The sequence below is a fragment of the Acrocarpospora sp. B8E8 genome (assembly GCF_039871605.1).
Lineage (GTDB): Bacteria > Actinomycetota > Actinomycetes > Streptosporangiales > Streptosporangiaceae > Acrocarpospora > Acrocarpospora macrocephala.
This window is the reverse complement of the sequence record NZ_JBDPLV010000137.1, coordinates 1-13667: the sequence shown is the minus strand read 5'-3', so window position 1 is coordinate 13667 and position 13667 is coordinate 1. Positions and strand designations below refer to the sequence as shown.

Genomic DNA, 13667 nt, shown 5'->3' with positions numbered 1-13667 from the left:
TGTGCGTGGGCGAGACGGAGGATCTGCTGTTCGCCCAGGATCGGCTGGACTCGGCGATCGCCGCGCGGGTGGGGCGGGTGCATGCGTCCGGTGAGGCCAGGAGTGCCGGCAGCGGCGGGCACGCCTCGACCGGGACCTGGTTGCGCGCGTCGGCGGGGATGAGCGGTGCGGGCGCCTCCCGTCTGATCCGGCTCGCCATGCAGCTGGCCCGGCTGCCTGTCGTCCGGGATCGGTTTGCGTCCGGCACGCTGGCCGAGGGGTCGGTCGAGGCGATCTGCCGGGTCACCGCCCATCTGGACGATGCGCAGGCCGGGCTGGCCGAGCCGATCCTGCTGGATTTGGCCGACCGCGCCTCCCCGGCGGAGATCGGCAAGGCCGGGCGGTACCTGCGTGAGCTGCTGGACCCCGGCAGCCTGGAGGATGACGCCGACGCCGACTACGCCGCCCGTTTCCTGCTGGTGCGCCCGTCTGGTACGGGCGGTGTGGAGGGGGAGTTCCGGCTGCCCCGGGAGGCCGGCGCCCGCCTGCGCGAATTCCTCACCGCCTACGCCAGACCGAAAGGCAAAGACGAGGACCGCCCACTCCGGGTCCGCCAGGCCGACGCCCTGTCAGCGCTGCTGAGCAGGAAGGTCACCACCGAACTGCTGGTCCTGGTCCGCGCCGAGTCCCTCCCCGCCGACCACATCACCGGCCACCCCACACAGGACCACCCCACCACCGACCACCCCAGCACCGACCACCCCAGCACCGACCACCCCACTCATGACGCCGACTCCACCCATGCGGCCTCCGCCGCGGCGTCCGGCACGCCCGCCACGCCGACCACACCTGCCACGGGGGCGCCGCTATCGCAGAGCACATCCGGACGCGCCGACACCGCCGCGGCCGACGCAGTTGCGGCCGACACCGTTGACCCCGACACAGCCGCAGCTGGCACCGCCAACGCCGACACCGCCAACGCCGACACCGCCGGCTCCAGCGATACTCGGCCCGGGACACCTCCGGCCGGTGACGGCTCGACCCGCCGCGCGGGCAGTCCCCGCCACACTGAAGGCACGGCTTCGGCCGGAGCCGGTGCTGACCACGCGGGCACCGGTTCAGCCGGAGCGGGTGCCGACAGCGCGGACACAGGTTCAGCCCGAGCAGGTACAGGCAGCACGAGCACAGGTTCAGCCGGGACAGGTGCCAGCAGCACAGGCGCGGGTGAGAGGCCGGTGGAGGAGGCGTGCAGGACCTGTGGGCACGCGCCGGACCGGCTGGCACCCGGACTGCTGATCGCCACCGGGCAACTGCTGCCCATCTCCGACGTCCACCGGCTCGCCCGTACCTCACGACTGGTTCGCCTGGTGGTCAACGCCCAGGGCCAGGTCCTGGACATGGGCCGCGCGGTGCGCCTGGCCACGCCCGCCCAGCGGCGGGCCGTCCTAGCCCGCTACGCCACCTGCTACCGCGAGGGCTGCCCCATCCCCGCCGACATGGCCGAAATCGACCACGTCAAGGGCTGGGCCGACGGCGGCACCACCGACCTGGACCTTCTCGCCCCCGCCTGCACCTGGCACAACCGCGACAAAGCAACCCACCCCGACCGCTACCGCACCCGCCGCAACCACGACGGCACCTGGACCCTCCTCTACCACGGCAAACGAAACCGCTACACCGGACGACTCCGGCGCTGAACCGGACCGGCACGAGCACGCCACCCACCCAGGCCAGGAACCCAGGGGGTTGAAGGAGTTCTCCGATCCTGAAACAGCCGAAGAATCGTCGATCCCGGCCGCCATGCGTAGCTACGCGATCGGCGCGCTACGCCCGCTGAACTTCACCGACATCGCCGAAGGCACCCGCTGGGCACGCGACGACCTCCACAACCCGCTCATCGCCCTCGGCCTCACAAGGTGAGAATTCCTTCGGCCCTGCCACTGTGATACCAGCGCAGAAGGGTCAAGGCCGGGACGACCATTGTCATGCGGAGCGGAGAAACCCCAGCTCAGAAGTTCACCCTGAACCAATAGGGACTAGAACACCGGTCGTCGCGGAGCACAGATGGGAGAACACCCCAGGCAATAGCGGTCACGTGGAAGTCTTGCTGTGCCGACGGAAGGTCGAGGCTGAAGGAAAGCGGTTCCTTTGTCGGTCACCAATATCTGGCCGCTCAACGGGAGAACAGCCCGCTATGGCACATTCCGGGAGCGACGCCGTGGATCCCTCACCCAGGCTGCTACGACCTGGGACGACAGGCCCACAGAACTCACGTGGATCGCCCAGGTCGGGGCACGAAGGAGGACGGGTGCTCAGGCGTCGTGGGGCGTGGGCACGGGTTGCTCAGTGGACAGGGTCGGATTGAGAGGTAGGGGGTTTGGGTGGGGGATGGGCCAGGTCGGGACGATGGGGGGGTTGGGTGTCCCGACCTGGGGTTGGGTGGGTGGTGATGCTTCGGGAAATGGCCGATCCAGAAGTCTCACCGTATTTGGTGATATTTCGTCGTTTGGTTGGGATTGGAACGGTCCAGGTTGTTAGGCGGCCGAGCCGCCCTCCGCGAGGGTCAGGAAGTCCTGGGCCATGGCGGGGAGGCGCTTGCGGGCGTGGACGATTGCGATGATCTTCCGGACTGAGGGGTCTAGGGAGCGGACTACCAGGCCGGCGCGGGTGGCCTGTTCGGCCATGCCCCGGTACCAGAGCAGGGATGCCTTGCCGTCTCGTACGGCCGGGAGCCAGCGGGCCCGTTCGTCAGACTCGATGGCGGGGATGGGGCGGACGCCGTACGTCGCGAAGATCTGGTCGAACTCCTTGCGGCGGGGGCTGCCGGGAGAGGGCAGGACCAGGCGCATGCCGTTGAGGCGGTTCATCGGGATGGGGTCGGGGAGGTCGAGGCCCGGCGGCGAGATCAGGACGATCTCCTGGCGCTCCAGGGGATGGCTGATCAGGTCGGTGGGCACCGGCAGGTCGGTGAGCCCGAGGTCGGCACGCTGCTCGCGGACGGCGCTGACCACACTTTCACGGCCGTCGCAGCGGACGATTTGCACGCGGATGCCCGGATGCTCCGCCACGTAGGCGGGCAGCAGGCGCCCGGCGAGCCCCGGCTCCAGGCTGGGGGTGGACGCGATCCTGAGTTCGGCGCCCGTGGTGTGCGAGTGGGTGGCGAGGGCCTCGATCTCCCGGACGGCGTCCAGCGCCTCCCGGGCGAGCTTGACGACCCGCCGTCCTTGTGCGGTGACGACCACACCACGACCTGAGCGGGCGAACAGCGTCATCCCGAGCTCGCGCTCCAGATCCCGGATGGCGCGCGAGAGTGCGGGTTGAGCGATGTAGAGGGATCTGGCCGCGTCGGTCATGGTGCGGTGCTCCGCGGTGGCTACCACGTAACGGAGCTGCTGCAGATTCATGCCAAAAACGCTAGGGCAGAGCAGGCCGGTGATTCCGGAACATCGCAGAGATCACCTCGTCTGATTACAGATTGTACCCGTCTGCTGCTACATCCGTGACGGGTGTTAAATCAGTATCGTTCTGCCCAATCTCTCGCAAAGGGGTAGAACGTGGGGCCGCAGAATACCCAGCCGCCATCGGGCAGCCATCCCTACGGCCAACCGTCCCATCGCCCCCACGCGAACCAACCCTCGGCGAACCAACCCCCGGCAAGCGACCCGCCTCCGCAGAGCGCTCCCGACCAGAACCCACCTCGACCGCCTTACCCTTCTCCCCCGGGAAACGGCCCTTCCCTCCCGCCGGACGGGCAGCCCGATAGGACCGCGCAACTCGATACGACCGCGCAGCAGCCCCGAAGACCCCCTTTCTCGCCACCCGGCGGCAATCAGGGGGGTATTGCGCAGCAGCCGGAAAGACCGGTGGGGCCGTCGTTCCCCCAAGGCGCGCCACCCGCACCGCACGGGCCGTCGTTCCGCCCAGATGGGCGGCCCGCGCCACAAGGGCAGCCTGCTCCGCACGGGCCATCGTTCCCTCAAGGCGCGAGGCCTGCGCCGCAGGGGCCATCGTTCCCTCGAGGCGCGGGGCCTGCCCCGCAGGGGCCGTGGTTTCCTCAGGGGGCGCGGCCCGCGCCGCGTGGGCCCTACGGGCCGCCCAGGCATACGCCGCCGCACTGGCGGCCGCCGCGGCGCAAGTCCAGTGCGGGGGTGATCATTGGAGGGCTGCTGGGGCTGGGCGCGTTCGTGTTCGCGGTGCTGATCGTGGGCGCGGCCTTGACGAACAACACGCGAGACTACGAGGCGGACTCCCCGGTCTCGCTGCCGACCTCGCGACCAGACGGGCCGCGGGGAACCGCGGAACCGAACGGTCCGCGGGGAACCACGGACCCGGGCGATCCGGCGAGGCCGGCCGTGCGGTTGGATCGGTCGCTGAAGAACAACACGCTGTACCAGGTCGGGGCCCTGCCGAAGACGCGGTGTCCGGCGGGAAGCGCGAACATCTACAACAGCGGGCAGCTCAAGGCGCTCATCATGAAGACCAGCCTCTGCATGGGCAAGGCCTGGAAGCCGCGTCTGGAGCAGGCGGGGATTCCGTTCACCCCGCCGAAGTACGCGATCGTGGCCCGCTCCGGCCGGGGCGCGTGCGGCGACTTCCCGATGCGGGGCACCATCGTCCCGTACTACTGCCCGTCCAACATGACGATCTACGCCTCCACCTCCGCGATGGCCAGCGGCCGGGGCGACGCGCGCGGCTACGGCGATCTGGTGAGCTGGCACGGCGGCATCATCGGCATGATGGCCCACGAGTACGGCCACCACATCCAGCAGCTCAGCGGCCTCTCCCAGACCCGCTGGGAGCAGAGCAGGCGGGCGAGCTCGGAAAGCCAGCGCCTGGCGATCAGCCGGAGATTCGAACTCCAGGCCAACTGCCTCAGCGGCATGTTCATGCGCTCGGTCTCCGCGACCTACCCGATCCCGGCCGCCCGCCGCCAGAACCTCTTCTACTTCTTCTCCAACGTCGGCGACTGGCCGGGCTACCCGCGCGACCACGGCTCCCCGAAGAACAGCGGCGCCTGGTTCCGCCAGGGCTGGCAACGCCAGCAGGCCTACCAGTGCAACACGTGGGCGGTCGGCTCCTCCACGGTGTCCTGATCGCTACCACGGCTGCTCGGCGACGTCGGCGTCGAGGTGCTCGGGCGGGCGCGCGACCTGCGCGAGCTGCGGGCGCTGATGTCGGTTCAGGTTCCGGACGCGGTCGTGCTGGACATCCGGATGCCGCCGGCGTTCACCGACGAGGGGCTGGCCGGGGCGGCCGCGCGCAGCTCGGCCGCCCCGGCCTGGGTGTGCTGGTGCTGTCCACGTACGCGGAGACGGCCTACGCGCGGCGCCTGCTGGAGATCGGGCCTGACGGGGTCGGCTACCTGCTGAAGGATCGCGTCGACGACGCCGTGACCGTGCGGGACGCGCTAGAGCGGGTCGCGCGCGGCGAGACGGTCATCGATCCGGAGATCGTCGGGCGGTTGCTGGCGCGCAGGAAGAACGAGACGCTGCTGGACCGGTTCACCGAGCGGGAGCGCGCGGTGCTGGGCCTGATGGCGGAAGGCAGGTCCGACAACGCGATCGGGCGGCGCCTGCGGCTGGGTGGCAAGACCATCGAGAGCCATATCGCCTCGGTGCTGAGCAAGCTCGGTCTTGAGCCCGCCGCCGACGACAACCGGCGGATGCTCGCCTGGCTCAGCCTCACGAAGTGACGTTGATCAGCGGTTGGTCCTTTTACAGCGGATTTCAAGCGCCGGTTCTTAGGCTTGTGTCAGTCTTGTCCAGTTATGGGGGCTAGAATCCCTGGTCATTGCCGGGGTATTACCTGATAGATAGGAGCGGTCTGCCATGCGAGGTGGGGGAGCCGCGGAAGACGAGGGCCGTCCGCGACGGACTCGCAGGCGACCTGTCCCGCGTGACCAGCAACCGGCGCACGACCCCGCGGGCGGCCCGCCGCCGCAGCTGCAACCGCAACATCCGCAGCAGCCGCATCCGGCCGCCGAGCGGGCGCCGGAGCCGCCACCCGGCCGCCCCGGCCCGTCCCGCCGCCGCGCCACCCCACGCCGGGCCGCTGACGAGACCGCCGCGGCTCCGGCGCGCGCCGCCCACCCCGCGGGGCCGTACGCCCCGGAGCAAGCCGCCACGGGGCAGGACAACCCCGGGCAAGAGCCACCGCGGGCCAGAGGTCCCCGGTTCGGGCGGCCGATGTCGGTGGGCGCCATCATCGGCTGGACGGTGCTGTCGGCGTTCATCCCGGGCGCGGCCCACCTGCGCAGCGGCAACCGCCGGGCCGGCTTCATCCTGCTCGGCGTGTTCGGGGCGATCCTGGTCGGCGCGATCCTGTACGGCCTGCAGTTCGTCGGCAACGTCGGCGCGGCCATCCGGGAGAGCACCCTCGTCACGCTCACCGTGGCCTCGATCGTGCTGGCGCTGGCCTGGTTCGTGCTGGTGCTGCTGTCCTACATCACGCTCGGTCCCGACCGGCTGCCCCAGTCGGGTCAGATCGTCTCCGGCATCGTCGTCGGCGTGCTGTGCGTGTCGGTGATGGCGCCGTTCGCGCTCACCGCGACCACGGTCAACAGCGCCCAGGACCTTCTGGCCGCGTTCCCGTCCGAACATGAGAACCCGACCGCGGTCCCGGTCAAGGCGGAGGATCCGTTCAACGGGCGCAAGCGGGTCAACTTCCTGCTCATCGGCGGCGACGCGGCCGGGAACAGGACCGGCGTGCGGACCGACTCGATGACGGTGGCCAGCGTCAACATCGCCACCGGCAACACGGTGCTGTTCAGCCTGCCGCGCAACCTCCAGCACGTGCACTTCTCGGCGCGCAGCCCGCTGAACAAGCAGTTCCCCAACGGCTTCCACCGGGAACTGCCCAACGGCGGCCTGCTCAACGAGGTCTGGCAGTTCGCCGAGGACAACCCGAGCTTCGGCCTGCGCGGCCCGGAGGCGCTCAAGGACGCGATCGGCACCACGCTCGGACTGCACATCGACTATTACGCCATGGTGGACATGTTCGGCTTCGCCGCGCTCATCGACGCCATCGGCGGCCTCAAGATCCGCGTCACCCAGGACGTGAAGTACGGCGGCAAGTTCGGCACCGCCGGAACCATCAAGGCGGGCTACCGCCTGCTCAACGGCGAGCAGGTGCTCTGGTACGGCCGCTCCCGCGTGGGCAGCGACGACTTCAGCCGGATGGCCCGGCAGCGGTGCGTCATCGGCGCGCTCGCCCAGCAGGCCAGCCCGCAGGTGGTCCTGACCAACTTCACGAAGATCATCCAGGCGGCGAAGCGGCTGTTCAGGACCGACATTCCGCGGCAGTTGCTGGAGCACCTGGTCGATCTGGGCCTCAAGATCAAGGGCGCGAAGATCACCAGTACGCAGTTCGTGCCGCCGCAGATCTGGCCGGGCAGTCCCGACTGGGAAAAGATCAAGAAGATGACCACGACCGCCATCCGCAAGTCGGTGGGCACCACCCCGGTCGTCGCGTCGGCCACCCCGTCGGCCCCCGGCGCCTCCGCGACTCCCCCATCGTCCACGCCGACCGCGTCCGCCTCGTCGTCCGGCCTGGCCACCCCGACCCCGAACAAGAACACCGCCGATCAGACATTGTCTGACCTTTGCGGGTTCTGACCAGGATGCGGGGGTTACTCGCCGTTATCCGGCGCCGGTAACCTCCGCACGCATCCTCGCCGTACCGGCGCCACAAGGGCGTTGCCCATGGCCACGCCCGGCCCCTGGGCGGAAGGCGATGGGCCGGTTATCGGCGCAGATGAGGCGGGAATCGCAAGGTCCTCGGCGCAGGTGAGGCGGGAATCGCAAGGTCCTCGGCGCAGGTGAGGCGGAATCGAAAGGCGAAGGACCGGTCCTCGGCGCAGGACCGGCCCTTCTGCTTGGGGGAGGGGTTACTTGGTGATGGTTACGGTGTCGATGTCGAACAGGTTGCCCGCGCCGCCGACGAAGACCAGGTAGAGGGTCCCGGAGACGTTGCCGGTCAGGTTGGTGGAGGCGTTCTGGAAGGTGTCCCAGCTGCCGGTGTTCGGGAGGGTGATCGAGCCCAGCAGGGTGCCGGTCTGCGATCCTGAGCGGATCTGGACGGTGCCGCCCGAGCCCGCCGAGGAGAACCGCACGCTGGCCGTCTTGGCTCCCGAGGTGTTGATCTGGGAGTAGGCCGTCCAGTCGCCGTTCTCGATGTGCCCGGCCGTGCGCCCGCCGCTGGCGGGGGTGTGGTTGGCCACCATGACGCCGGACTGGGCGGTCCAGTTCTCGCCCTCGACTGTCTGGGTGGTGACGGTCCCGCGCGAGAGGGTGATGGTGTCGATGTCGAACAGCGCGCCGGAGCCGCCGGAGAAGCTGAGGAACAGCGCCCCGGTGCCAGATCCGTTCAGCGTGGTGGTGACGTTCTGGAAGGTGTCCCAGCTGCCCGTGCTGGGCACCGCGACCGTGCCGAGCACCGGCCCGGTCTGCGATCCCGACCTGATGGTGATCGTGCCGCCGGGGCCGCCGGAGGAGATCCTGGCGGTGAAGCCGGTGGCGTTCACGGTGCTGAGCGTGGAGTATCCGGCCCAGTCGCCGTTGTCGATGTAGCCGACGGTCAGGCCGCCGCTGGCGCCCGCGTGCCCGGCCGTCTGCACGCCGGACTGCGAGGTGAACGCCTCACCCTCGACCGTGTCCTGGGTGGGCGGCGGGCCGCCCAGCTCCTTGATCCGGATGTTCCGGAACGACACGTCGTCGCCGGTCCCGTGGTTCTGGATCCCGATGTAGCCGGAGGTCAGCGAACGCGCGGGGTCGGTGTTGGTGAAGTCGTTGACCTGCCGGCCGTTCAGGTAGACCCGGACCCGCTCGCCCTCGACCAGGATCTCGTAGGTGTTCCACGAGCCGGGCGGGTTGAGCGCGGCGTCCCGGGCGGCGATGTCGGCCGACTTGAAGCCGTAGATCGAGCCCGTGGTCTTGTCGGCGGTGTCGGTGGCGTCGATCTGGACCTCGTGGCCCTGGTTGATCGCCGACTGCGGGTCGGTCGGCGTCGGGAAGCCGAGGAGGATGCCCGAGTTGTCGTCGCCGGGCATGGTCCAGTCGAGCTTCAGCGAGTACGAGCCGTACTGCTTGGCCGAGTACCAGAGCATGCCCATGCCGCCGACGGAGGTCAGCGTGTTGTTGGTGTTGGTGAAGCTGCCGGGCCCGTTCTGGGTCCAGCCGGTGGTGGAGCCGTTGTAGATGGTGGTGTAGCCGGTCTCCGCGCGGCAGTCCTGCTTGGCCCATCCGGCGGCGTACCTGATGCCGCCGAGCAGGAGGGTGCGGAACGCGGTCTCGGCGTAGGTGGCCTGGGTGTGGCCGAGGCCGGTGTAGAACGCGCGGCCGTTGCTCTGCGTCTTGCACCAGGTGATCGGGTGGTCGGCGCCCATGCCGCCGCCGCTGTAGCTGGACTCGTCCAGGTTCTGCAGGATCTTGGCGGTGCCGCGCGGGTTGGTGCGGTAGTTGTACCACTCGTCCGAGCGGGACCAGGTCGGGCCGAGGTGGGCGGTCGCGGCGTGCGAGCGGTCCTCGGTCCGTACGGTGGCGGTCTGGATGGCCGGGTGGCTGTTGAAGTAGGCGCCGACGAGGTTGCCGTAGAACGGCCAGTCGTACTCGGTGTCGGCCGCGGCGTGCACGCCGACGTATCCGCCGCCGCCGTTGATGTAGTTCTCGAAGACCGTCTGCTGGGTGGCGTTCAGGACGTCGCCGGTGGTGCTCATGAAGACGACGGCCTTGAAGTTGGCCAGGTTGGCGGCCGTGAAGAAGTTGGCGTCCTCGGTGGCGGTGACGGTGAAGTTGTTCGCCGCCCCCAGGTCGCGCACCAGCTGGATGCCCTGCGGGATGGAGTCGTGCCGGAATCCGGCGGTCTTGGAGAAGACCAGGACCGCCTGCGCCGGGTCGGCGGCGTGCGCCGCGGTCGGGACGATCAGGACGGCGGCGGCCGCGACGAGCGTGGACACGGCTAATCTAAGCCGTTTCATCACGTGCCTCCTACTTGGTGATGGTGATGGTGTCGATGTCGAACAGGTTCCCGGCGCCGCCCACGAAGACCAGGGAGAGCGTCCCCGACACGTTGCCGGTCAGATTCGTGGACGCGTTCTGGAAGGTCTCCCAGCCGCCGGTGTTCGGGAGCGTGATCGAGCCCAGCAGGGTGCCGGTCTGCGACCCTGAGCGGATCTGCACGGTGCCGCCGGCGCCGGCCGAGGAGAACCTGACGCTGGCCGACTTGGCTCCCGAGGTGTTCATCTGGGAGTAGGCCGTCCAGTCGCCGTTCTCGATGTGCCCGGCGGTCAGCCCGCCGCTGGCCGGCGCGTGGGTGGCGTTGGTGACGCCGCTCTGCGCGGTCCACGCCTCGCCCTCGATCGTGGTGCTGGTGCCCCGGGCGATCGAGAAGGTGTCGATGTCGAACAGCGCGCCGGCCCCGCCGGAGAAGGTGAGGAACAGCGGCCCGGTGCCCGCGCCGTTGAGCGTGGTGGACACGTTGGCGAAGGTGTCGAAGCTGCCGGTGTTGGGCACGGCCACGGTGCCGAGGATCGCGCCGGTCTGGGAGCCCGAGCGGATGGTGATCGTGCCGCCGGGGCCGCCGGAGGAGATCCGGGCGGTGAAGCCGGTGCCGCCGACCGTGGTCACGTTCGAGTAGCCGGCCCAGTCGCCGTTGTCGATGTAGCCGAGGGTCAGGCCGCCGCTGGCGCCCGCGTGCCCGGCCGTCTGCACGCCGGACTGCGAGGTGAACGCCTCACCCTCGATGGTGCCCGCCGGCGGCGTCGTGCCGGTGTTGAAGGTGAACGCGTCCAGGTCGAACAGGTTGCCCTGCCCGGTGACGCCCTTGAAGACCAGGAACAGCGTGGTGGCCGCGGCCGGCAGGTTGGTCAGGTTGGCGTTGACGTTGACGAAGGTGTCCCAGCCGCCGGTGGGCGCCACGGTCGCGGTGCCGTGCAGGGTGCCGGTGGCCGAGCCCGAGCGGACCTCCAGGGTGCCGCCCACGCCGCCGGAGGAGACCCGGGCGGTGATGCTGGTGGCGCCTGCGATGTTGTACGGCGTGAACGAGATCCAGTCGTTGTTGTCCACGAAGCCGACCGTGGTGCCGCCTTCGGCCGGGGCGTGGGTGGCCGTCTGGATGCCGTTCTGGGCGCCGAAGTGCTCGGCCTGGCGGTGCTTGGGCTGCGCGGTGCGGATGCTGTGCGTGGTCAGGCCGCCGTTGTCGGTGTACTCGGCGTCGAAGACCCCGTAGATGTTGGCGGCCGCGTCGTGCTCGCCGTCGGAGGGCACGGTGATCGAACCGGAGCAGCCGTTCTGCGAGGTGATCTGGTGGCTGTGGCTGTCGTGGCCGAGGAAGTAGGTGACCTTGACGCGGGAGCAGGTGATGGTCCCGTCCTGCGGGTCGGTGACGGTGACCGAGAACGGCACGGTGTCGCCGAAATTGAACAGCTGGCCGTTGCCCGGCAGGTTCAGGGTGACCGTCGGCGCGGTGTTGCCCACCGTGATCGACACGTTGGCGGTGCCGGTCAGGCCCTGCGGGTCCCGCACGGTCAGGGTCACGTTGTAGGTGCCGTTGGCGGTGAAGGTGTGGCTCGGGTTGGCGGCCGTCGAGTTGGCGGTGCCGTCGCCCCAGTTCCAGGTGTAGGTGAGCGCGCCGCCCTCGGGGTCGGAGCTGCCCGCCGAGGAGAACGCGACGGTCAGCGGGGCGATGCCGGAGGTCGGGGTGCCCGCCGCCTTGGCGATCGGGTTGCGGTTGGTGCCGCCGATGTACTCCACCCGCCAGAGCGCCTGGTTGCCTGCGCCGGTGCCGTAGTCGAGCACGTAGAGCGCGCCGTCCGGGCCGAAGGCCATGTCCATGACCTGGGTTCCGGTCCAGGGCAGGCCGGAGATCTCGCCGTAGCCGCCGGAGGCGGTGACCGCGATGGCCTTGATCCAGCGGCGGCCGTACTCACCGGCGAAGAAGCGGCCGTCCAGGGACTGCGGGAACTTCACGCTGGAGGTGGACGCGGCGTCGTAGCGGTAGACCGGGCCGCCCATCGGGGACTCCGAGCCGCCGCCGAACTCGGGCGGGGAGCCCGCCTCCCCGCCGTACCGGATCCAGCTCGGCTTGGCGGCCGGGAGCGTGGTCAGGCCGGTGTTGCGGAAGGAGTTGTTGGTCGGGCCGCCGGCGCAGTTGTACTTGGCCTGCGAGGGACCGCTCGGGAAGGTGTACTCGTTGTACGTCTCCGCGGTCGTGTTCGTGCCCGTGCAGTACGGCCAGCCGTAGAAGCCCGGCGAGGTGATCCGGTTGAACTCGACCTGGCCGCCGGGACCGCGGTTGGGGTCGGCGCCGCCCGCGTCCGGGCCGTAGTCGCCCAGGTAGACGATGCCGGTGGCCTTGTCGACCGACATCCGGAACGGGTTGCGGAAGCCCATCGCGTAGATCTCGGGGCGGGTGTTGGCGGTGCCCTGCGGGAACATGTTCCCGGCCGGGATCGAGTACGAGTTGCCGTCCGCCGCCGGTTTGATCCGGATCAGCTTGCCGCGCAGGTCGTTGGTGTTGGCCGAGGAGCGCTGCGCGTCGAACTGCGGGTTGCGGTTGGTGCGCTCGTCGATCGGCGTGTACGACTGCGACTCGAACGGGTTGGTGTCGTCGCCGGTGGTCAGGTAGAGGTTCCCGGCGGCGTCGAAGTCGATGTCACCGCCCGCGTGGCAGCACTGGCCGCGGTCGTTGTCGACCCTGAGCACGATCTTCTCGCTCGCCATGTCCAGCGTGTTGCTCGTGGTGAGCGTGAACCTGGACAGGTAGAACTGGCCCTTCCAGGTGTTCCAGTCGGTCTGGGTGCCGGTGGTCGGCGCGTCCCCGTTGGGGGTGGACAGGCGCGGCGAGTAGTAGAGCCAGACGAACCGGTTGGTGGCGAAGCCGGGGTCCACGGCGACGCCCTGCAGGCCCTCCTCGTCGTGGGTGTAGACGTTGAGGGTGCCCGCCAGGGAGGTGTTGCCGTTGGCGTCGGTGATCCGTACCTGGCCGCTTCTGGCGGTGTGGATCACCGAGCGGTTCGGCATGACGGCGAGGGACATGGCCTCGCCGAGCTCGCCCGAGCCGGAGGCGAGGGAGATCTGCTGGTAGTCGGCGGCGGGCAGGTCCGCCGCCGACGCCGGGCTGCTGGGGACGACGCTGCCGGCGACGACCAGAACGGTCGCCGCGGCCAGCCGGGCCCACAGCCTCGGATGTGGTCGTGACATGGGGGGTGTCCTTCCTGACCTGGGAAACAGTCAGCAAGGCGCGCGCCGCCGCGCTTGTTGCCGTTGTGCTGTGCGGTGGAGCGGAACGACTGAAAGACCAGACGGGTGCCACGTCTGAAGCATGCGTCTTTCCGTCGATTTTTTGCGAGCCCAGGGAAGATTTTACCGTTTTCTAACACACCAGTCATCGCTCTGTACACCCCTGCTGCCCTAGGGTCCAGGATCCGATGCGTGTTACACAAGTGTTACCCGCAAGAAGCGCTTCGACGCTTGCGCGGCTACGCAAGAACATCATTTAATTCGGCGCGCCATGCAAATTAATCCGCTCGGAGGGTCGACTTCCTGAGCGGATCCCGCAACCTCAACCCCCCAGGAGGACGCGCGTGCGGCCGGTTCCCAACGGACTCGCGGACATCCCCGCCGACCAGGCCACAGTCCGCAGGTCCAACCTCTCCCTGGTGCTGCGGCACCTGCGCGAGCACGGGCCACAGT

6 protein-coding genes and 1 pseudogene are annotated in these 13667 nt (G+C 69.4%); 4 read left to right on the top strand and 3 right to left on the bottom strand.

The genetic code is table 11. The annotated features are described in order from the left end of the window. Positions 1–1676: pseudogene (locus ABGB08_RS53300) on the top strand (hypothetical protein); the annotation flags it as partial. A gap of 837 nt (positions 1677–2513) precedes the next feature. Here the strand turns inward: ABGB08_RS53300 and ABGB08_RS53295 are convergent. Beyond that, complete coding sequence (locus tag ABGB08_RS53295; protein ID WP_155351982.1) at positions 2514–3383, bottom strand: LysR family transcriptional regulator; 870 nt, start codon at positions 3381–3383, stop codon at positions 2514–2516. Between the two features lie 744 nt (positions 3384–4127). Between ABGB08_RS53295 and ABGB08_RS53290 the strand changes: the two genes are divergently transcribed. The 3 genes from ABGB08_RS53290 (at position 4128) to ABGB08_RS53280 (ending at position 7592) form a co-directional block, all read left to right on the top strand. Beyond that, positions 4128–5072: a neutral zinc metallopeptidase gene (locus ABGB08_RS53290; RefSeq protein WP_347607821.1), complete on the top strand. Its 945-nt coding sequence runs from the start codon at positions 4128–4130 to the stop codon at positions 5070–5072. Positions 5073–5269: 197 nt separating this feature from the next. Beyond that, complete coding sequence (locus ABGB08_RS53285; protein ID WP_347607818.1) at positions 5270–5671, top strand: response regulator transcription factor; 402 nt, start codon at positions 5270–5272, stop codon at positions 5669–5671. A 136-nt stretch (positions 5672–5807) separates the two neighbouring features. After that, positions 5808–7592 carry an LCP family protein gene (locus ABGB08_RS53280; RefSeq protein WP_347607815.1) on the top strand — a complete coding sequence of 595 codons (1785 nt, stop codon included), beginning with the start codon at positions 5808–5810 and terminating at the stop codon, positions 7590–7592. Between the two features lie 272 nt (positions 7593–7864). On the opposite strand, the gene ABGB08_RS53275 is transcribed toward ABGB08_RS53280, so the two are convergent. Next, complete coding sequence (locus ABGB08_RS53275) at positions 7865–9952, bottom strand: ThuA domain-containing protein (protein ID WP_347607812.1); 2088 nt, start codon at positions 9950–9952, stop codon at positions 7865–7867. Positions 9953–9962: 10 nt separating this feature from the next. Further along, a complete protein-coding gene (locus tag ABGB08_RS53270) occupies positions 9963–13175 on the bottom strand; it encodes a carbohydrate-binding protein (protein WP_347607809.1) in 3213 nt (1070 codons plus the stop codon). Positions 13176–13667 lie beyond the last annotated feature (492 nt).

Excerpts from the sequence above, each read along its gene's own strand:
- ABGB08_RS53295 (WP_155351982.1), bottom strand. The coding sequence starts at position 3,383 with ATGAATCTGCAGCAGCTCCGTTACGTGGTAGCCACCGCGGAGCACCGC.
- ABGB08_RS53280 (WP_347607815.1), top strand. The coding sequence starts at position 5,808 with ATGCGAGGTGGGGGAGCCGCGGAAGACGAGGGCCGTCCGCGACGGACT.
- ABGB08_RS53275 (WP_347607812.1), bottom strand. The coding sequence starts at position 9,952 with ATGAAACGGCTTAGATTAGCCGTGTCCACGCTCGTCGCGGCCGCCGCC.
- ABGB08_RS53270 (WP_347607809.1), bottom strand. The coding sequence starts at position 13,175 with ATGTCACGACCACATCCGAGGCTGTGGGCCCGGCTGGCCGCGGCGACC.